Here is a 19,290-nt window from a genome sequence, read left to right on the forward strand (position 1 = left end):
AGTGACGCAGTACGTTGTGCGGTTTACTCGGGATCTGCCGCCTGCACGTCGATCGTAATCGTGACTTCCGCGTCGATTTCTCCTTCGTCTTCGAGGTCGAATTCGAGACCGAACGTAACCGGCAAATCTGATTCGCTGATGTCACCGAGGTCGTCATCGAGTATTTCCAACCAGCCATCTTCTTCGTCACTGGTTACACTAATATCGTCGATTTCCACGTCGTCTTGGTTGACGTCGATTTCTACGAGTTGCTCGATTCTGGTTGTCGCGTTTTGGTTTAGCCTATCTATCTCTATTGCCAAAACCCCATCTTCCGGGGTCGAGACGTACTCATCTGCGCCAGCGGCTGCTTCGAGTGTGACGTATGCGTCGCCGTCACCGGTTGTCTCGACCGTCACATCACGGTCTGCTTCCACGCTGCTAAACGCACCCGTACCGAGTGCGGCTCCGCCGCCCGCGACGATCGTACCCAGTCCAACTAACACATTTCGTCGGTTCATCCTCATGATTGTAGTCTCCATCCGACCGCGCTACCCCAGCGAGGAGCGGAACGCGGCTCTTACGCACTCCTTGGGACTTTCCCCACTTTGTATTGAGTATCGAGATGCTGTTCAAGGTTGATAATACTCGTTGGAAGGACGGACCAATTCGCTTCAAGCCCGGCTTGAACGGCCGAAAACTGGTGTTTCAGGGATTTGCTTTGTATAGGTATTGTGTCTCATGGGATACTAATACACATATGGTGCCAAGTTCCGACCGATCACAGTTCCGCAGTCGCGCACGTACTCAGGAAAAATCGTTCGTGAGTGGTTCGCCGTCGAACGTGACCGCGCCGTCGACCTGATTGACACATTTTCAAAAATCATAATCGCTGTGCTCGTCGTATTCTCTCATATAGAACGTTCGAACAGACAGCCGTGACAACCGTCCAGTACACGCCTCCCTACTCTGTTAAAAACTAGCCCAACGCTTTGTTGCGGCACGTCGTTGCAAGTATCACGACGGACAGTTACCGATCGAGTTGACTCCGAGTCGAACAGGTTGTCGCCTCTGGAGTCGACTCGATTCTCCTTCGAACATTGACGAGGCCAGAGTCTTTAAGTTTCAACTGCACTATCTTATCAAGTACAAATTAGGTCCGGGAAGCAGAACTCGACTACTGGGGTCGGTATTGGGGGGCGACTACGAATGAGCCGTCGAATCTGTTCGACCGAGAATTTCATACGATAATGCGTACGACAGTCTCTCTCGGGATAGGGTTGCTCATCTTCGGTGCGCTCGTATTGGTCGCCTCGAGCGGCGCGTTCGACGCGACGAGTGCAGACCGGGGGGTCGGTATCGAGACGGCATCGGACGAGGATGCGTTGCTCGGCCTCGAGTACGACGAGACACACCAGTTAGTAAGCACGAACGGCGAGGGGAGCTGTACCGGATTTATCATCGGTAGTTGTGCGTTCGAGTACGAGGAGGACCTCATCCATCTCGAGGACAACACGGTCGAACGGGATCTGGACATCTGGCTCGAAGACGGCACGACGAGCGATACCGAAATCGTCGACGACATCTCGATCAACGACGAGACTGCGACCGTCGAGGGCTCGTTCCAGTGTCCGGCGGGTGGCTATTTCCTCGTCCCGACGCCCGGCGATCAAGCGGAAGCGTCGGAAACGGCGACGATCGCGATCGCCGCGAGCAACGACGACGTGACGATCGAACTCGAGCGCGACGTGACGATTCAGTGTCAGCCGGATTGAGTGCGTTCTGGCGCCGCCGGCCGGGAGATATCTTCAGTTCAGACACCGTATTCAGACCGCCATTCGTCATATTTCATATAGGTAGGCGTCCTGCGGTTGCACGATAGTACAGTGTCAAGGGTTTCCGTACCACCTTGGCGAAAAGAACTATGTATCAGTACGCGACTCATTCTGCTACGACTGAGTAGTCGATGCAAGCGCATATGGGGGGGAATTCGGACCGAGGACAGATCTTCGATTTGCTGAGCAACCACCGCCGACGGTACGCGATCCACTACTGCAAGCAAGCGGATGAACCCGTTACGTTGGGTGACCTCGCCGAACACGTCGCGGCCTGGGAACTCGACAAGGAGGTCGAAGAGATAACGTCCGCCGAGCGAAAGCGCGTCTACACGTCGTTACAGCAGACGCATCTGCCGACGCTCGAGCGCGCCGAGATGATCGAGTTCGATAACCGAACGATCGAACTCACCGACGAGGCTGCCGAACTGGACGTCTACCTCGACGTCGTGCCGGCGGACTCGATCCCGTGGGGACTGTACTACCTCGGGCTGACCGCTGTCGGGGCGATCGTAATGGGAGGGTTGTGGCTCGAGATGATCCCGACGGAGACGGTGCCCGAACTCGGCTGGGCGACGCTCGTATTCGTGCTGTTTGCGGTTTCGGCGGTCGTCCACGTCGTCCAGAGTCGGCGGATGCGCTTGGGAGAGATGGAGCGGCCGCCGTGACCTGCAGACAGGACGTGTCTGTGTCGCCATCTGGCCCAGCTAGCTGATCCGCTCTCGAGTAATGCGAACGCCTTTTTAGCCCCGCGCTCAGAGTTCGAGCCATGTCGACCGAATCGATCAGTGACCGACGCGAGCACGTTCGCTCGATCAGCGTGACGGCGCTGTCCGCGCTGCTCGGCGTCGCCGCGGCAGTCGCTTCGATGGCGATGGTGGGCGACGTCTCGTCGTTCGAAGCGGCGGGTGACGCCGCGTCGGACACTCGAGCGCTACTGTTCGTCCTGGGGGCGATCCTCGTTCAGTTCGTCGTCTACGACTTTACGAGCATCTACGGCGACGACGAGTTCGGGGCGAAACACTACCTGTTCATCGTCTTCATGACGTTCGCGTTCTGGTTCGTCTCGTGGGGAATCCTGCTGACTACGGGGGCGGCCGCGTAACATGGCCGACGACAGTATCGCCGTCGTAGACTTAGATCGGTGCCAGCCCGACCGCTGTAGCTACGAGTGTAAGAACTACTGCCCGCCGAATCGAACGGGCAAGGAGTGTATCACGCTTCGCGGCGAGGAGGCAGACGAGGGCCAGCCCGAACAGATTCACATCTCCGAGGAGATCTGTCTCGGCGAGACCTGCGGGATCTGCGTCGAGAAGTGTCCCTTCGACGCCATCGAAATCATCAACCTGCCCAAGGAACTGCAGGACGATCCCGCTCACCGCTACGGCGAGAACGCCTTCTCGCTGTACGGCCTCCCCGCGCCCCAGGAGGGACAGGTCACGGGGATCCTCGGCCCGAACGGCATCGGGAAGACGACCGCCGTCCGCATCCTCGCGGGCGAACTCGAGCCGAACCTCGGGCGCCACGCGGACGAGGTCGACTGGGACGACGTTCTCGAGGCCTACCGCGGCACCGAGCTCCAGGACTACATCGCGGACGTCCGCGACGGCGAGGTGACGGTCGCGCGAAAGCCCCAGTACGTCGACCAGATTCCGAACTCCTTCGACGGGAACACGCGCGAACTCCTCGAGCGAACGGACGAACGGGACGCTCTCGACTCGCTGGTCGAACGCCTCTCGATCGGACCGGTCATGGAGCAGTCGATCGACGACCTCTCCGGCGGTGAGCTTCAGCGGGTCGCTCTCGCCGCGACGCTGGCTCGCGATACGGACTTTTACTTCTTAGACGAGATTACGCCGTATCTGGACATCGGCCAGCGCGTCACCGCGGCGCGGCTGATCCGCGAACTCGCCGAGGAGGAAGACAAGTCGATGCTGGTCGTCGAACACGACCTCGCGATTCTCGACTTGCTCGCCGACACGCTCCACGTCGCCTACGGTGAGCCCGGCGCCTACGGTGTCATCACGTCGCCGAAATCCGTCCGAAACGGTATCAACGAGTACCTCTCTGGCTACCTCGACAACGAGAACATGCGGATCCGACCGAACCCGATCGAGTTCGAGGAGCACGCCCCACGGACCGACACCCACGGCGACGCGCTCGTCGAGTACCCCGACCTCACCAAGAGCTACGGCGACGGCGAGTTCACCCTCGAGGTCGAGGGCGGAACGATCCGCGAGAACGAAGTGCTCGGTGTCGTCGGTCCCAACGGGATCGGGAAGTCGACGTTCGCGAAGCTGCTGACGGGCAATCTCGAGTCCGACGAGGGCGACGCCGACCTCGATCTGGACATCTCCTACAAGCCCCAGTACGTGACGATCGACCAGCACATGCGCGTCGACGCGTTCCTCTCGTCGATCACGGACCAGTTTGGCTCCTCGTACTGGAACACGGAGATCGCCCAGCCGCTCCAGCTCGAGCGGATCATGGAGCAGAACCTTTCGGACCTGTCGGGCGGCGAACGCCAGCGGGTCGCCATCGCGGCCTGTCTCTCCGACTCGGCGGATCTGTACCTGCTCGACGAGCCATCGGCCCACCTCGACGTCGAACAGCGGGTGCAGGCGACCAGCGCCATCCGGCGCTACGCCGAACAGCAGGACGCGACCGTCCTGGTCATCGACCACGACATCTACATGATGGACCTGCTGGCCGACCGGCTGATGGTCTTCGACGGCGAGCCGGCCGTCCACGGTCGCGCCGGCACGCCCCAGTCGATGCGCGAGGGGATGAACGAGTTCCTCGCGAACCTCGAGGTCACGTTCCGTCGTGACGAGCGGACCTCGCGTCCGCGGATCAACAAGCCGGAGTCGCAGTTGGACAAACGGCAGAAGTCCGAAGGCGAGTACTACTACGCGCCCTGAGACGGATTGCTGTCCCGATGTCCCGGCGCAACCGCCGCCCGGCCGGGTCGCGGGTGCGCCGGAACTGACGGACAGGAAACCGTATGAGACGGGAGACGCTTTTTTCGGTCGTTCAGTCCCGTTCGCCCGCCTCGGCGCCGAACACGACCGCGAGCCCGAGGAATACGATCAGGAGCCCGATCGCCGCGTAGCCGACGACGGCGGGCGAGAGGACGAGGCCGCCGGTGGCGCCGACGACCGCGCCGAGTGCGGCAACGACGGCCCCGACGACGATCAGTCCCGAACCGACGAGGTCGCTCGTGATCCCGCCGTCGTCGCGCGTCGAATCCGGTCGCTCGAGGGGGTCGACGAGTCGCCACTCGGGCTCGTCGTCCTGGTTCAGGCGGAGTCGACCGCCGGACAACGACGTCACGAGCGCGTCGCTCGCGGTCCGTACCGACGCGGACCACCAGTCGTCCTCGTCGGTGGGCTCGCGGTCGGTTCGCTGCAGGTAGACGGGTTCGCCGACGACGTGGTCGATCGAGGCGGCGTCGTAGCCGACGTCCTCGACCAGCCGGGCGAGCAAGAACTCCTCGGACCACGGAATCGGCTTCTCGAGCGTGAACGTGACCGTTTCGCCGTGGGGGAGCGAGACGGCGAGTCGAACCGTTCGGGCGTCGACCGCGTCGATGCCGGCGATCCGTCCCTCGACGTACCCCTCGGTCGTCGTCATGACGTCGATCCGGCCGAGTTCGTCGGCGAGGTCCGTCTCGGTGACGGTGTGCTCGGCGTCGGGTCGCGTCTCGCGTGGCGTCGAGTTCCCGTCCGTCGCGTGATCGTCGGATTCGCCATCAGTCGCTCGTCGCGGGTCGGTCATTCCGCGTGTGATTTCGATTTCGACTTCGCCGTCAGCGTCGGTGTTAGTGTCGCCGTCGGTGTCGACGTCGGCGTTGGCGTCGGCGTCGCTGGACGCTTTCTCGCGATCGGCCGGATCGTCGGCAATGTCGGTCACGGAACGTAGTCGCTCCGACCGTAGGGTCTCGAGCGGGGTAAGTCGTTCCCGTCACCCGCCGTTCCCGTCATCGATCGGGTCGCGCACGAGTGACGGCGAACAGGCCGTCTCCGTGACCCTCGCGAACGTCCGGCTCCTCGACCGCGCTCGGATCGTCGAAGACGGTCTGTAGCCGTCGCTCGATCGTGAACCCCGCATCCTCGAGGGCCGAACGCGCTTCGGCGGCCGTCAGGAACGTCGCGTCGGCGTAGAACGGATTCTCGTCTTTCTGTTCCTGATACACCCGTCCGACGGGACTCGAGCGGTCGAGGACGGCGACGACGAGTGCTCCGTCTTCGGCGAGGACGCGTCGCGTCTCGGCGAGCGTCGCCTCGAGGTCGTCGACGAAGGCGAAGACGGTGACGAACAGCGCGAGGTCGACCGCGTCGTCGGCGACGGGAAGTGACTCCGCGACGCCCTGTACCGACTCGATGTCACGCTCGCGAGCCCGCACGAGTGCGGACCGTGCGGGGTCGACGCCGAGCGAGATCCCGAGCGGCTCGGCGAACCGACCCGTGCCGGCGCCGATTTCGACGGTTCGCGAGCGCCGGTAGTCGGCGGGCAGGGCTCGCTCGAGGGCGACGCGTTCGGCGCGGTAGGCGTCTGCGTTCGCGTCGAACCACGCGTCGTACTCGTCGGGGTCGCTTTCGAACGGATCGACGACTGTCATAATACGACTGCGCGTTCGAAGAAAAAAGCCGCTTCGACTAGTCAGGCCCGATCAGCTGATCAGTCGTTGGCAGCTTCCACAGAGGTTCTCCTCTTTGATGTCGACCTCGCGGACGGTCGGCGAGAAGTTCATCACGCAACGGTTGTTGTCGCAGTGCTCGAGCCCGTAGGTGTGGCCGATTTCGTGGACGATCTCCTTGCGGACGCGGTCCTGGAAGATGTCCTCGGCGCTCTGGTTGGAGAACCCGCCGTCGCTCGAGGTCTGGAGGCGATACGTCGAGACGACGCTGCCGCTGCCGTCGAGATAGGCCAGTCCGAAGACGTAGTTTCGGCGGCGGTAGAAGAGGTCGTGGGGGGTGACGGCGATGTTTTTCTCGCCGCGGCCGACGCGCTCGGCCAACTGGATGAATGTCTCGGCGGTGTACTGGTTCCGGTCGGCGTCGTAGGCGCCGTTGGGGACCGACTGGGCGTCGTTGATCGTAACGTCGCAGTCGTAGACCGATCGCAACGCAGTCGAGGCCGCCCGCTTGACGTTCGCGGGGACGTTGCCGACCGGCACGATATCGACGAGCATAGCAAGTGCTATGGCCGCGGGTGGCATAAACGTCCCGCCGTGTCCCACTCTCGCCGGAACCCGTCGGATTTGCTCGAGGCTCTCGCCGGCTACGACCGCGTCGTCGAGATCGGAATCGGCCGGCGAACCGACGTTGCAGCGGCGCTCGTCGACCGCGGCGTGATCGTCACCGCGACCGACGTTTACGACCGCGGGGTCCCCGACGGCGTCGAGTTCGTCCGCGACGACGTCGTCGATCCGGACCCTGCCGTCTACGACGGCGCGGACGCGGTCTACGCGTTGAACCTGCCGCCGGAACTCCATCGACCCGCACTCGAGGTCGCCCGCGCGGCCGACGCGGACCTGCTGTTTACGACCCTCGGCGGCGACCAGCCCGCGGTACCCGTCGAGCGACGAACCGTCGCGTCGGGGACGCTGTACGTCGCTCGAGGGCAGAACCGTTGACCGCGGTCGCCGATTTCCGCTCGCGTCGGGGCGGGACGAATCGGCTCGAGCGGAACCGAAACGTTTCCGGATTGAATTGTTTTGGTGACTATCACAGTCGGAAGAATTATCGTGTGCCAGCACGGTTCAGCGATCGATGGTCGTCGACACAGTTCCGCTCGCCGCCGCCGGCGTCGTCGGATTACTGGCGCTGCTGGCGGTCGTCGCCGTCGTCGATTCGATCGGTCGGTTCCTGCACCGACTCGCGATGGCTCCCGGCGTCGTCGTCCACGAGTTCGCCCACGCACAGGCCTGTCGGCTCGTCGGAGTCTCCGTCGTCGAGGTCGTCTACTTCAGGTTCGGCGATCCGCCGGGGTACGTTCGCCACGCCCACCCTGGCCGGTACCGGGAGTCGTTCGTCATCAGCGTCGCGCCGTTTCTCGTCAACAGCGTCGTCTCGCTGGCGGCGTTTTTCGGCGTCGCCGTGCTTGCGGCGTCGGCCGGATTCGTAGACGCCGTCGTGCTCGGCGACGTCCTCGCGACCGCGAGTGCGTTGCGGGACGCGCTCGGAACAGCACCGCGCGAGGTACTGGCGGCGATGACCGCGCTCGCGTGGCTCGGCTTCGTCGTCGGCATACAGGCGTTTCCGAGTACCGGCGACGCGAACACGCTCTGGTCGCGCTCGCGGGCGGAGTGGCGGCGGTCGCCGGTCGTCCTGCTCGGCGTTCCGGTCGTCGCCGTAATCTACGTCGCCAATCTCCTCTCGTGGCTGTGGGCGGACGTCCTCTACACGTTGGGGCTCGCCGCCCTCGCGTTCGTCTCGGTCGGTGTGGTCAGCGCGTTCGGCGTCGCCGGTGCGGTCAGCGCGTTCGGTGCCCTCGGTGAGGTCGCCGCCGTCGGCGTCGTCAGCGTCGTCGGCCGCTGTCGGTGCTGACCGTCGCGTTTGGGACCGGGGTTCGCGATGGGCAACCAAATCCGACCGCCTTTATCCCCCGCGGGTCGTCTGTGCGACCATGAACGCAGACGCCGTCGTGTTGGACGTCGATGGCGTACTCGTCGACGTCGCCGACTCCTACCGGCGCGCGATCGTCGAGTCCGTCGAACGCGTCTACGACCGCACGATCCGCAAACCCGACATCCAGCAGTTCAAAGACGCCGGCGGGTTCAACAACGACTGGGAACTCACGTACGCGGCCGCCCTCTACGTCCTCGCGACGGGCGAGGGGTACGACCGCTCGATCGACGACTTCACCGACGAAATCGCCGCGAACGGCGGCGGTCTCGAGGCCGCCGAGGACGCGATTCGGGACGGACTCGGCGCGCAAGCGACCAGACGCGTCACCGACCGCTGGGACCGCGACCGACTTCGTGACGTCTTCCAGCAACTCTACCTCGGGGCCGACCTCTACCGTGGCCTCGAGGGTGGCGAACCCGATCTCGAGACGGCGGGATTCATCCACGACGAACCAGTTTTACTCGAGGAGACGACCCGCGACGCGCTCGTCGAGGACGACGATCGCTCGCTCGGGATTCTGACCGGCCGTCCGGCGCCCGAAGCCGAAATCGCCCTCGAGCGGGTGGGACTCGACGACGCGATTCCCCTCGAGCACCGGTTCACGATGGACGACTGGGAGGAGGGGAAACCGCACCCACGGGCGCTCGTGACGCTCGCCGACCGCTTCGACGCCGAGACGGTCGTCTTCGTCGGCGACACCTTAGACGACGTGCGAACCGCGAACAACGCCGCCGAGACGGATCCCGACCGCGAGTATCACGGCGTCGGCGTGCTCACGGGCGGACTCACGGGCGAGGATGGACGGCGGACGTACGAGGCCGAGGACGCGTCGGTCGTCCTCGAGTCGATCAACGAGTTGCCGGCGTTGCTCGAGGAGTAGCGTTCGACGCCGTCAGGTGCTCGCACACCCTTTTTTGGTCGGCGTCGGTGTAGGCCGTCGCAGTTCGATGCCTGACTTTCCCTTCGACGCCGATCTCCCCGGTCGACCGACGTCGCCCTGGCTCGCGAGCACGCTCGAGTCGCCTCCGGACGAGGATTCGTCGCGGAAGACAGCCGCTGAAACCGAATCCGAAGCCGATCCCGAGACGAGAACGGAAGCGGAACCGGAATCCGAGCGCCGCCCCGAAACGACCGGCACGCTCGACTACGCCCCGCTCCGGGCCGACCGCTCGGTCGACGTCGCCGTGGTCGGCGCCGGCATCGCCGGCCTCTCGACGGCGCTCGAGTTGCGCGAACGGGGGTACTCGGTCGTCGTTCTCGAGCGCGATCGAATCGCGGCGGGGACGACCGGCAAGTCGACGGCGAAGCTGACCAGCCAGCACGGGCTGCTCTACGATCACCTCCGCCGGGAGTTCGGCCGCCGGCAGGCGCGCCAGTACGCACAGACCCAGGAGGCCGCGATCGACGCCGTCGAGGAACGCGTCGACGATCTGGAGATCGACTGCGGGTTCGAACGCCACCACTCCTATCTCTACGGCGATCGCCGCGACGCCATGGAGCGCGAAGCCGCCGCGGCTACGGAGGCCGGCCTCGAGGCGACGTTCGTGACCTCGGTGCCGCCGTTCGAACGCTCCCAGGCCGGCGTTCGGTTCGAGGATCAGGCGTGGTTCGATCCGCGCGCGTACCTGCTCGGGATCGCCGACGAACTCGCGGGTCTCGAGGGGGCGAGCGTCCACGAGGGAACGCGCGTGACGGACCTCGAGCCCGGTTCGCCCTGCCGGATCCGTACCGACGCGGCGTCGGTCGAGGCCCGACGCGTCGTCCTCGCGACCGGCTTTCCGATCCTCGATCGGGCGGGCTACTTCGCCCGAATGCACCCGAAACGCTCCTACGTGCTCGGGCTTCGCCTCGACGGGCGGCCGCCGGAAGGGATGTACTACCGGCCCGGCGACGACTATCGGTCGATACGGACCCACCGCGGCGAGGACGAGACGCTCCTGCTGGTCGGCGGCGAGAGCCACAAAACGGGCCAGGGCGGCTCGGCCCGCGAGCGCTACCGGCGACTCGAGGGCTGGGCGCGCGAGCGCTTCCCGGTCGAGGAGGTCGCCTACCGGTGGTCGACCCAGGACTACGTGACGGTCGACAAGGTTCCGTTCGTCGGCCGCGCCGGACCCGGAGCCGAGAACGTCTACATCGCGACGGGCTTTCGCGGCTGGGGGATGACCAACGGCGTCGCCGCCGGACGGCTCCTCGCCGAACGCATCGCGGGCGCGGAGCCCGCGGCCGGAGACCTGTTCGACCCGCTGCGGTTCACGCCGAAGACGTCGCTGGCCGATACGCTCACCGAGAACGCCGACGCCGCGAGCCAGTTCGCGACTGACTGGGCGCGCTCGCTGTTTTCCGACGACGCCACCCCGATCGCACCCGGCGACGGACGGGTCGTCCGCCGCGGCGCGAAGCCGGTCGCCTGCGCTCGAGACGACGAGGGGCAACTGCACGAGGTATCGGCGGTCTGTCCCCACACGTACTGCGTCGTCGAGTGGAACGACGCCGAAGCGAGCTGGGACTGTCCCTGCCACGGCTCGCGGTTCGCGCCGGACGGCAACCTCCTCGAGGGGCCGGCGACCGATGACCTGTCACCCCGTCGGTCGCCGTCGGACGCGTCGCACGGTTCGCGGTCCGGTTCCGGTTTTGGTTCTGATTCTGGTTCCGGTTCCGGTTCCGAGTAGCCGACGCGGATCGGCGGGCCGGCGGTTCTCCCGACCGGTTTGCTCGCCCAGAGCAGAGCCGAAAATATTTGTTGGTATATGCGAATGTATGGCCAATGGAGACGCCGTTGCGCTCGAGCGTCGATACCGTCGTCGCCGATACGAGCCGCGCGTTCGGCACGTTCGTCGGACTCCTGTGGCTTTGCGTTCTCGTCGGAATCGTCGCCACCCGCGCGGTCGACACGGCGTCGGTCCAGTTCGTCGGACCCGTCGAACTGCTCTGGGCCGCGACGTTCGTCGTGGCTGCGCTTGGGACCACCTGGCTCGAGGGCGGCGGCTACGAGCGACTCGGCGCCGATCCCGACGGCGGGCCGACGTTCGCGTGGCTGGTCGTGTTGTTCGTCCCTCTTGCGTTCCTGCCGCTGTGGCTCGCGTCGACGCGCCTGCTCGGCGAGCCGACGGTTCCGAACATCCCCTTCGTGCTCTTTGCGACGCTGCTTTCGGGCTGGCTCGCTTTCTACGGCGGCCTCGAGCGACTCGACCTCGAATCCGACGACTTCACTCGCGTCTTCGGCTATGTCGTCGCCCTCGGCGTGCCGATCGCCGGCGCCGCGTGGCTGTTCGACGACGGCACGGTCGTCTCCGATCCCGTCGCCGCGGCGCTGGCGATCGTCGTTCAGGCGGCGGCCTGCTGGCTGGGAGTCGTCCGACGCGGGCGCTGAGCATCGACGCGGGTCGGAACAGGACGCGCCGGATACCTACGACTCGCTCGAGAACGATCCAAGTCCCGGATAATCTGCGATGATCCCGTCCACACCAGCGGCGGCGAGATCCCGATACTGCCGCCAGTCGGTCACCGTCCAGACGTTGACCGCGCGCCCCTCGGCGCGGGCGCGCTCGAGGACGTCGACCGCCGGCTCTGCGGAGCCGAAGCCGGCGTACTCGGTCCCCGCGAGTGCGGTTCCGGCGATCGCGTTTCTGGGCGGGTGGATCGCCTCGCAGTCGTATCGCTCGGCGACCTCGAGTCCCGCTTCGAGGTCGTCCCAGACGAGCGCCGCGGCCGCGTATCGCGAGTCGATCTCGCGAAGCGCCGCGAGCGCGCCCTCGCAGAACGACGAAAAGAGGAGTTCGCCGTCGAAGTCGGCGCACGTCTCGCAGACGCGGTCGACGAACGGTGCCCAGACGTCGCGGCGCTCGTCGCGCTCCGCGGCCGGCAGCGACTCGGCGAACCGCAGGTCGGTCGTTCCGGGGGTTTTCAGCTCGACGTTGACGCCGACCGTCTCGGGAACTGCCTCGAGAAATTCGGCGAGCGTCGGCACCGTCTCGTCGGTGCCGAGGACCCGCGTTCGCCGTAGCTCCTCGAGGGGCGTCTCCCAGACGAGTCCCGATGCGTCGGTGAGCGCGTGGCCGTCGCGGTCGCCGGTCCCTTCGAGGCGTTCGTCGTGGATCACCACGGGCGTTCCGCAGGCGGCGGGCTGGACGTCTACCTCGAGCATCGCGGTTTCCTCGCGTTCGGTCGCGGCGAGCGCCGCACCGACGGTGTTTTCGGGTGCGACGCCCGCGAAGCCGCGGTGGGCGATGACGGCAGGGCTTGTCATGGTCGAGAGACGACGGTCGGGATAATGGGTGCTGTGCTCGAGGCGGACGGCGCAACCGTACTCGACTACGGCTCGTACGCCTCTCGGTGGACGACCAGTTCCTCGCCGTCGACGAGGATCGTCACGACGATCTCGTCGCCCTCGGGATCGAAGCCGCTCGTGAACCAGTCGGCCGGGAACCGACCGTCGCCGTCGTCCTCGTCCGGCCGGTAAACCGACGACTCGGTCTCGAGACTCGAGGAGTACGCGATCACCTCGTCGGCGTCGGTCGACTGGTCGATATCGATGGTCACCCGTTCCTCGTCGACGTCGAACTCGAGGCCCTCGATCGGATCTCGGTCGTCGACCGGCTCGTCGTCGGGTATCTCCGGGGGTTCCGTGTACTCGAAGAAGTGTCGCCACTCGCCGTCTTCGGTGAGCATGATCTGGGTGTCTTCCTCGAACAGCTGTTCGCCGTCCTCGGCGATTTCGGTTTCGACGGCGACTAGCGCGGCCTCCTCGCCCTCGAGGTGTTCGTCGAGGTCGACGTCCTCGAACCAGAACTCGGCGTACGGGTGGTCGTGGACGTCTTCGGGCTCGTACGCTTCGTCCGCGAGTTTGACCTCGTAGTCGACGATCTGGTCGCCCTCGAACGTAAACGTGGTGTCCTCGTCCTCTTCGGCCGCTTCGGCCATTTCGAGGGGATCGAACGGATTCGCCGTGTGCGTCAGTTCGGACACGGTCTCCAGATCTTCGTCCTGGGCGGCGTCCATGTACGACTCGAATGCGCGCACGGCGTCGTGTTTCTCGTCGCCGGTCCCCTCGTCGTCCGTCCCGTTCTCGTCGCCGTTGTCATCGTCGCCGTTACCGTCGTCACCGTTTTCGTCGTCATCGCCCGTTCCTAGCTCGCTGACACAGCCTGCGAGCGCAGTTGCAACAACGGTTCCGCCGACCGCAATGTATCTTCGACGGTTCATATTTCGAACCAGTTCGCCTTCCACTGTAAGTATTATCTTGTGAGAAATTAGGAGTTTGCAACTATCGATAGTATTGTTACTATCGAAACTATCATGGGTATCTCGCGGGCTATCCGTCAGTTCGAATCCTCTTTCTGTCCTTCACCGTGGCGAGAGCCCGACGCCCTCGGCCAGCAACTCGTGTGACCGCAGCGTGTCGTCGGGATCCGCGATCTGGCTCTGGACGACCACTTCGTCGACGTCGACGGCGAGCTGATCGGTGAGTTCCTCGAGTAGCTCTCGAACCGTCTCCGGGCTCCCCGAAATCGCTCGCGGCCACTCGCCGGGTTCGATCGGCAGCCGCGTCGGTTCGGGGACGCCGCCGAGGAAGTCGATCGCTTCCTCGACGGAGCGGACTGGCAACCGGTCGATCCGGCCGCTGCGGAGCAGTCGCGAGGAGGCTTCGGTCGTCGCGCGAAGCCGGGCGGCCTCCTCGTCGGTCTCGGCGCAGGTGACGTTCATCGACAGCATTCCCGTCGGCTCGTCGGGGCCGGCGCCGTGTGGCGAGGATTCGAAGTGGTCGCGATACGTTTCGAACGCCTGGACGGCCGGCTCGGGGCGGATGAACGCGGCGAAGCAGTACGGCAGCCCGAGTTCGCCGGCAACCTTCGCGCTGGCGGGGCTCGAGCCGAGCACCCAGATTTCGGGGACCGACTCCGCGGAGCGGGTGATCTCGAGGTCGGCAAAGGGGTGGTCGTCCGCGAAGCCGCCGTGGAAATACTTCACGACCTCCTCTATTTTCTCGGCGTGATCGGTGCCGGTGCGTCGGCGCTCGCTGCGGTCGTCCTGCAAGGCGAGGTCGCTCGCCGGATTCCCCGTCGCGCGGCCGAGACCGAGATCGATCCGGCCGGGCTCTAGGGCGTCGAGGACGCCGAAGGTTTCGGCGACCTTGTAGGGGCTGTAGTGGTTGAGGAGGACCGTCCCGGAGCCGACGCGGATCGCGTCGGTTTCGGCGGCCACGTAGGGGATCAGCGCCTCGGGGGTCGTGCTCGCGACGGAGTCGGTGAAGTCGTGGTGTTCGGCCACCCAGAACCGCGAGTAGCCGAGTTCCTCGGCCCGCTGTGCGCGTTCGACCGTGTGTTCGAACGCCTCGGTCGCGGAGCCGCCTTCGGGGACCGGTGCGAGGTCGACGATCGAGAGGTCCATACCGACGGAAGGGACTCGGATGGGAAAGGGATAGTCATCCGGATTCGACCTCGATCACGGGCCCAACCTCGAGTTACTTCCGGCGCGAGTCCGCCGGCGAGCGCGCTCATGACGGGCCAGCCTTCACCACGCTGGCCGACGGCAGTCAACGTATGACCGACACCACCCTCGAGGACGTCGAACGAAACCTCGACCGCGCGACCGATCTCGAGACCGAGGAGGCCGTGTCCGTGCTGCGAACGACGCGCCAGGACGTCGAGAATCTCGCCACCGACGCCGACGTCGACGAGCAGCGCCGCACGGAACTCGAGGAACGCCTCGACCAGCGAATTCGAGAGGTGCAAAACCGCGACGCCTACGACAGCGGCCTGGGCGCGGCGATGAATCCGGAAGACGGCGACGCGCCGTAGCCGTATCGCTGTTTCAGTAGCGAAAGACAGTGACGAGACACCGACCTGACCGCCGGCGACGTCCGAAAACCCGGCGAGAACGGCCGGGCTCCATCCCTTTTATTCGGGTGCCGTCCTGAGAGACTGGTATGCGCATCGCACTCATTGGCGGCACCGGAGACATCGGCCAGGGACTGTCCCTGCGTTTCGCACACGACACGGACCACGAAGTGCTCATCGGCTCTCGAGACCCCGAAAAGGCTCGAGACGCGGTCGAGACCTACGAGGAGGAGCTCTCGGAGCGCGGCGTCGAAGCGTCCGTCAAGGGCTTCGCCAACGAGATGGCGGCCGACCGCGCGGACGTCGTGGTGCTGAGCGTTCCGCCGTACCACGTCGCCGATACGGTCGAATCGATCGAGGGGAGGCTCGACTCGGAGACGATCCTCGTCACGCCCGCGGTCGGCATGCAGGGCGACGAGGACGGCCTGCACTACCACCCGCCGGGGACCGGTAGCGTCACCGAACTCGTCGCCGAGCGCGCCCCCGACGAGGTGCCCGTCGTCGGCGCGTTCCACAACCTCGCGGCCGACGCGCTCTCGAACCTCGACAACGACCTCGAGCTCGACACCCTCCTCGTTGCGGACGACGACGACGCGAAAGAGACCGTCCGCAACCTCGCGAACGAGATCGAGGGGCTGCGCGCGCTCGACGTCGGCCCGCTGGCCAACTCCGCGGAGGTCGAAAGCGTCACGCCCCTCGTGATCAACATCGCGAAGTACAACGAGGACCTCCACGACGTCGGCGTCACGTTCCACTAACCAACCTTTTGCGCTGTCGTTCGAGAGAGCGAAGCTCTCTCGTGATGACGAGACGCCTTCGGCGTCTCGAACCACGTGCGGTCGCTTCGCGATCGCACTCGGCAAAACGTTGATGAAAAGCACTCCTCCCTCCCCTCGGCTCGCGGCCTTCGGCCGTCTGCTCACGGGCACGAAGCGCCCGTTCGCATGGTCCGCGGGACCTTCGGTCCCGCGCTACTCGCCTATCCGCGGCGCGTAGCGCCGCGCTCTCCGGGTCGGTCGTCGGCCCGCTCGCTCCCTTCGGTCGCTCGCGGTGAGTACCCTCGAGCCGGCGGTTTTTGACCCCGCGACACCTACCACAGAGCATGCGAATCGTCACGACGCTCCCCTCGGCGACCGAGACCGTCGCCGCGCTCGGCCTCGAGCCAGTCGCTACCTCCCACGAGTGTGATTACCCGCCCGGCGTCGAATCGCTGCCGTCGGTCACCACCTCGAGGATCGACGCGAGCGCCTCGAGCGGCGAGATCGACCAACAGGTCCTCGACGCGACGGAAAACGAGGACGGCGTCTACGACGTCGACACCGAACTGCTCGAGGCCCTCGAGCCGGACCTGATCGTCACGCAGGGGATGTGTGACGTCTGCGCGGTCGACGAGGTCGTGATGGCCGAGGCCGTCGACGAAATCGATGCGGACCCGGAAATACTCACTACCGACCCCCACGGCGTCGCCGACGTCCTCGACGACCTCGAGCGGATCGGCCGCGCCACCGGACGGGAGGATCGCGCCCGCGAGGTACGCGCGGACCTCGAGTCCCGAATCGATGCGATTCGGGAGCGAACTGCTGACGCCGATCCCGGCGGCTCGAGCGCCGATCGCCCACGCGTCGCCATCTTCGACTGGACCGATCCCGCCATGATCGCGGGCCACTGGACCGCCGACCTGGTCGCGTGGGCCGGCGGCGAGTACGGGCTGGCCGCGTCGGGCGAGCGCTCGCGGCCGCGCGAGTGGGGCGAAATCCGCGAGTACGACCCCGAACTGATCGTCGTCGCCCCCTGTGGCTTCGGTCTCGAGCAGACCGCCGCGAACCGAACCGACCTCACCGAACGCAACGGGTGGGACGACCTCGCCGCCGTCTGCGAGGGTCGCGTCTGGGCGATGGACGGCCACCACTACCTGAATCGGCCCGGCCCGCGGCTGGTGGACACGCTCGAAGCGCTGGCGCCGATCGTCCGACCCGAGCTGTTCGACGAGGCGACGCCGTCGGTCCCGCTCGAGGAGGTCGCCGCGCCGCTCGAGACGCTGTCGGACCGCTTCGAGGGGCGTCCAGAGCCGGAGCCGTGACCGGTTCGACCGCCGAACTCGTCGTCCCCGAAGCGATCCGCGACGAGATCCTCGAGCGCGCCCGCGACGGCCGACCCGAGGAGATCTGCGGGATTCTCGGCGGCGAGTACGACCCCGCCCCCGACGGTCGGAGCCGCGTTCGGTCGCAGTACCCCGCCGAAAACGTCGCCGAGACGCCGCGGACCCGCTATCGGATCGCCCCCGAGGAGCAACTCGAACTCTTCGAGCGACTCGAGGGGCGAGGCGAGGAGATCGTCGGCTTCTACCACTCCCATCCGCGGGGGCCGCCGCGACCGAGCGAAACGGACGCGAAGCGGGCGACGTGGCCCGATCGGTCGTACCTGATCGTCTCGCTCGAGCCGCGCGCCGTCTCCGCCTGGCGGTGGCGAGCGGGATCCGAGTGCGACGCGACGGCGTCTCGATTCGAACGCGAACGGATCGTTCGCCCGGATCGGCGCCGCTGACGACATCGCCGTCGCCCGGCGGGCGGGTTGTTTGGTGGCCGTTTTGCGGCTGTTAGACGGCCGACGGCGCGCACGGAACGACGACCGTAACCCGGAATCGCGTTCGAGCGTCCTGGCTCGAGCCGACGGTGTGGGACGAGACGAAACGGGACAGCATGGGAAATACCCTTTATGCGGCGGGCCCTACGCTGTCGATAATGAGCGGTGGCGCGTTACGAAGTGATGTTGCGGGCGCGGCGCGGGCTCGAAAACAGGCGACCGACGAACGATACCGATTCCATGGGTACTAGACGCGAAACCGACGAGTCGACGCGGACGGACACGATGGCGAGACCGATCTCGAGTCGCACCGACGGAGGCAGGACGTACCGATGCGCGTAACCCTCCTCGGCACCGGCGATACGACCGGCACGCCCACGGTCGGCTGTGACTGTGACACCTGCGAGGCCGCCCGCGAACGCGGGGTCGAGCGGACGCGCTTCTCGGTCCACGTCGAGAACGAACACGTCGACGAGTCGCTGCTGATCGACTTCAGTCCCGACTTTCGTACCCAGTTCCTCCGGGAGGACGTTCCGCTTCCCGACGCGGCGATCGTCACGCACATTCACTTCGACCACCTCGACGGGATGGGCAACGTCTTTCGCGTCTTCGACTCTCTCGACGTCTACGCGGCCGACGAGACCGATCCCAAAACGGGCAAGAGCGTCGCCGAGACAATCAGCGACGACTACCACTACCTCGAGGCGATCGACGTCGAGCCGACGACGCCACTGGAGACGATTCACGTCAGCGGATTCAACGTCACGCTGGTCCCGGTCGAACACCCGCCGCTGGTCTGTTACGGGCTGGCGATCGAGGATCCGGCGACCGGCGCGAAACTCTCGATCACGGGCGATACGAGCTACAACGTCCCCGAGGAGTCCCGCGCGGTGCTCGCCGATCCCGATCTGTTGCTCGCCGACGCGATCGTCCCCGCCCACCTCTGTGAGTACCATCCCATCGGCGGCCGTCACGAGGGCGACGACGGCGTCCCCCGGACGTTCGGGACGAAACACATGACTCGAGAGGGGGCGCTCGCACTCGCCGACGAGTTGGGCGCCGACCGAACGCGACTGGTCCACGTCGCTCACTACTACCCGGCCGACGAGGCGTTCGAGGAGCCGTTGGCGGTCGACGGCGAGACGTACGAACTCTAGTGGCGGTCCAAGCCTGAACTGATGGGGCGAATCATGCGATGTTGTCCGATTCGCCCCATCAGTCGACGGTTGAAACGGTACTAGTAGCTTCCCAAGCCTGCACTGCTGAGCGAACTCATGCGGTGTGGTTCGATTTCGTTCAGCAGTCGACGCTTGGGAGGGTACTATAGTCGCCACTGCAAGTCAATGCACCCTGATCGCAGTACAGCGTTGCGATCAGTGTGTAAATCGTTTCAGTGGCTACTATATTGTGGTGGTTGTTTTCCGA

At 65.6% G+C, this 19,290-nt stretch carries 21 protein-coding genes; 14 read left to right on the plus strand and 7 right to left on the minus strand.

Annotated elements, in window-relative coordinates; genetic code table 11:
• Positions 1-23: 23 nt before the first annotated feature.
• The gene (locus C493_RS13015; RefSeq protein ID WP_007259912.1) at positions 24-521 is read right to left on the minus strand and encodes a hypothetical protein; all 498 of its coding nucleotides are present in this window, start codon (positions 519-521) and stop codon (positions 24-26) included.
• A gap of 708 nt (positions 522-1,229) precedes the next feature.
• Here C493_RS13015 and C493_RS13020 point away from each other — a divergent pair.
• From C493_RS13020 to C493_RS13035, 4 genes are all read left to right on the plus strand, one after another.
• On the plus strand, positions 1,230-1,754 hold the full coding sequence (locus C493_RS13020; RefSeq protein WP_152421159.1) for a hypothetical protein: 525 nt from the start codon (positions 1,230-1,232) through the stop codon (positions 1,752-1,754).
• A 203-nt stretch (positions 1,755-1,957) separates the two neighbouring features.
• The gene (locus tag C493_RS13025) at positions 1,958-2,482 is read left to right on the plus strand and encodes a DUF7344 domain-containing protein (RefSeq protein ID WP_007259914.1); all 525 of its coding nucleotides are present in this window, start codon (positions 1,958-1,960) and stop codon (positions 2,480-2,482) included.
• Between the two features lie 101 nt (positions 2,483-2,583).
• Positions 2,584-2,919, plus strand: a complete 336-nt coding sequence (locus C493_RS13030; protein WP_007259915.1) for an EMC6-like membrane protein — start codon at positions 2,584-2,586, stop codon at positions 2,917-2,919.
• Position 2,920: 1 nt separating this feature from the next.
• Positions 2,921-4,735 (plus strand): ribosome biogenesis/translation initiation ATPase RLI, encoded by a 1,815-nt coding sequence (locus C493_RS13035; RefSeq protein ID WP_007259916.1) that lies wholly within the window; start codon positions 2,921-2,923, stop codon positions 4,733-4,735.
• Between the two features lie 112 nt (positions 4,736-4,847).
• On the opposite strand, the gene C493_RS13040 is transcribed toward C493_RS13035, so the two are convergent.
• The 3 genes from C493_RS13040 to C493_RS13050 form a co-directional block, all read right to left on the minus strand.
• Complete coding sequence (locus C493_RS13040; RefSeq protein ID WP_007259917.1) at positions 4,848-5,726, minus strand: hypothetical protein; 879 nt, start codon at positions 5,724-5,726, stop codon at positions 4,848-4,850.
• Between the two features lie 67 nt (positions 5,727-5,793).
• On the minus strand, positions 5,794-6,435 hold the full coding sequence (locus C493_RS13045) for a class I SAM-dependent methyltransferase (RefSeq protein ID WP_007259918.1): 642 nt from the start codon (positions 6,433-6,435) through the stop codon (positions 5,794-5,796).
• Positions 6,436-6,486: 51 nt separating this feature from the next.
• Entirely contained in the window at positions 6,487-7,008 is a 522-nt protein-coding gene (locus C493_RS13050; RefSeq protein ID WP_007259919.1) for an archaemetzincin family Zn-dependent metalloprotease, read from the minus strand.
• A gap of 39 nt (positions 7,009-7,047) precedes the next feature.
• On the opposite strand from C493_RS13050, the gene C493_RS13055 reads away from it, so the two are divergent.
• From C493_RS13055 to C493_RS13075, 5 genes are all read left to right on the plus strand, one after another.
• Entirely contained in the window at positions 7,048-7,452 is a 405-nt protein-coding gene (locus C493_RS13055) for a UPF0146 family protein (protein WP_193787905.1), read from the plus strand.
• Positions 7,453-7,588: 136 nt separating this feature from the next.
• On the plus strand, positions 7,589-8,365 hold the full coding sequence (locus C493_RS13060; RefSeq protein ID WP_007259921.1) for a metalloprotease family protein: 777 nt from the start codon (positions 7,589-7,591) through the stop codon (positions 8,363-8,365).
• Positions 8,366-8,444: 79 nt separating this feature from the next.
• Positions 8,445-9,326 (plus strand): TIGR01548 family HAD-type hydrolase, encoded by an 882-nt coding sequence (locus tag C493_RS13065; RefSeq protein ID WP_007259922.1) that lies wholly within the window; start codon positions 8,445-8,447, stop codon positions 9,324-9,326.
• Between the two features lie 67 nt (positions 9,327-9,393).
• Positions 9,394-11,115 (plus strand): FAD-dependent oxidoreductase, encoded by a 1,722-nt coding sequence (locus C493_RS13070; RefSeq protein WP_007259923.1) that lies wholly within the window; start codon positions 9,394-9,396, stop codon positions 11,113-11,115.
• Between the two features lie 95 nt (positions 11,116-11,210).
• Positions 11,211-11,816: a hypothetical protein gene (locus tag C493_RS13075; protein ID WP_007259924.1), complete on the plus strand. Its 606-nt coding sequence runs from the start codon at positions 11,211-11,213 to the stop codon at positions 11,814-11,816.
• Positions 11,817-11,852: 36 nt separating this feature from the next.
• Here C493_RS13075 and C493_RS13080 read toward each other — a convergent pair whose 3' ends face one another.
• From C493_RS13080 to C493_RS13090, 3 genes are all read right to left on the minus strand, one after another.
• Positions 11,853-12,692, minus strand: a complete 840-nt coding sequence (locus tag C493_RS13080; RefSeq protein ID WP_007259925.1) for a glycerophosphodiester phosphodiesterase — start codon at positions 12,690-12,692, stop codon at positions 11,853-11,855.
• Between the two features lie 65 nt (positions 12,693-12,757).
• Entirely contained in the window at positions 12,758-13,648 is an 891-nt protein-coding gene (locus tag C493_RS13085) for a hypothetical protein (RefSeq protein ID WP_007259926.1), read from the minus strand.
• 141 nt (positions 13,649-13,789) lie between these two features.
• Entirely contained in the window at positions 13,790-14,833 is a 1,044-nt protein-coding gene (locus C493_RS13090) for an LLM class flavin-dependent oxidoreductase (protein ID WP_007259927.1), read from the minus strand.
• 152 nt (positions 14,834-14,985) lie between these two features.
• Here C493_RS13090 and C493_RS13095 point away from each other — a divergent pair, with 152 nt between their 5' ends.
• From C493_RS13095 to C493_RS13115, 5 genes are all read left to right on the plus strand, one after another.
• Positions 14,986-15,243 (plus strand): hypothetical protein, encoded by a 258-nt coding sequence (locus C493_RS13095; protein WP_007259928.1) that lies wholly within the window; start codon positions 14,986-14,988, stop codon positions 15,241-15,243.
• A 128-nt stretch (positions 15,244-15,371) separates the two neighbouring features.
• Entirely contained in the window at positions 15,372-16,040 is a 669-nt protein-coding gene (gene npdG, locus C493_RS13100; protein WP_007259929.1) for an NADPH-dependent F420 reductase, read from the plus strand.
• Between the two features lie 344 nt (positions 16,041-16,384).
• Positions 16,385-17,362, plus strand: coding sequence for an ABC transporter substrate-binding protein (locus tag C493_RS13105; RefSeq protein ID WP_007259930.1), 978 nt, complete (start codon positions 16,385-16,387; stop codon positions 17,360-17,362).
• Positions 17,359-17,826: a desampylase gene (locus C493_RS13110; protein WP_007259931.1), complete on the plus strand. Its 468-nt coding sequence runs from the start codon at positions 17,359-17,361 to the stop codon at positions 17,824-17,826. Before C493_RS13105 ends, C493_RS13110 begins: the two co-directional genes overlap by 4 nt.
• 371 nt (positions 17,827-18,197) lie before the next feature.
• Entirely contained in the window at positions 18,198-19,022 is an 825-nt protein-coding gene (locus tag C493_RS13115) for an MBL fold metallo-hydrolase (protein ID WP_007259932.1), read from the plus strand.
• Positions 19,023-19,290 lie beyond the last annotated feature (268 nt).

Origin of the sequence: Natronolimnohabitans innermongolicus JCM 12255 (genome assembly GCF_000337215.1) — an archaeon.
Classification (GTDB): Archaea; Halobacteriota; Halobacteria; order Halobacteriales; family Natrialbaceae; genus Natronolimnohabitans; species Natronolimnohabitans innermongolicus.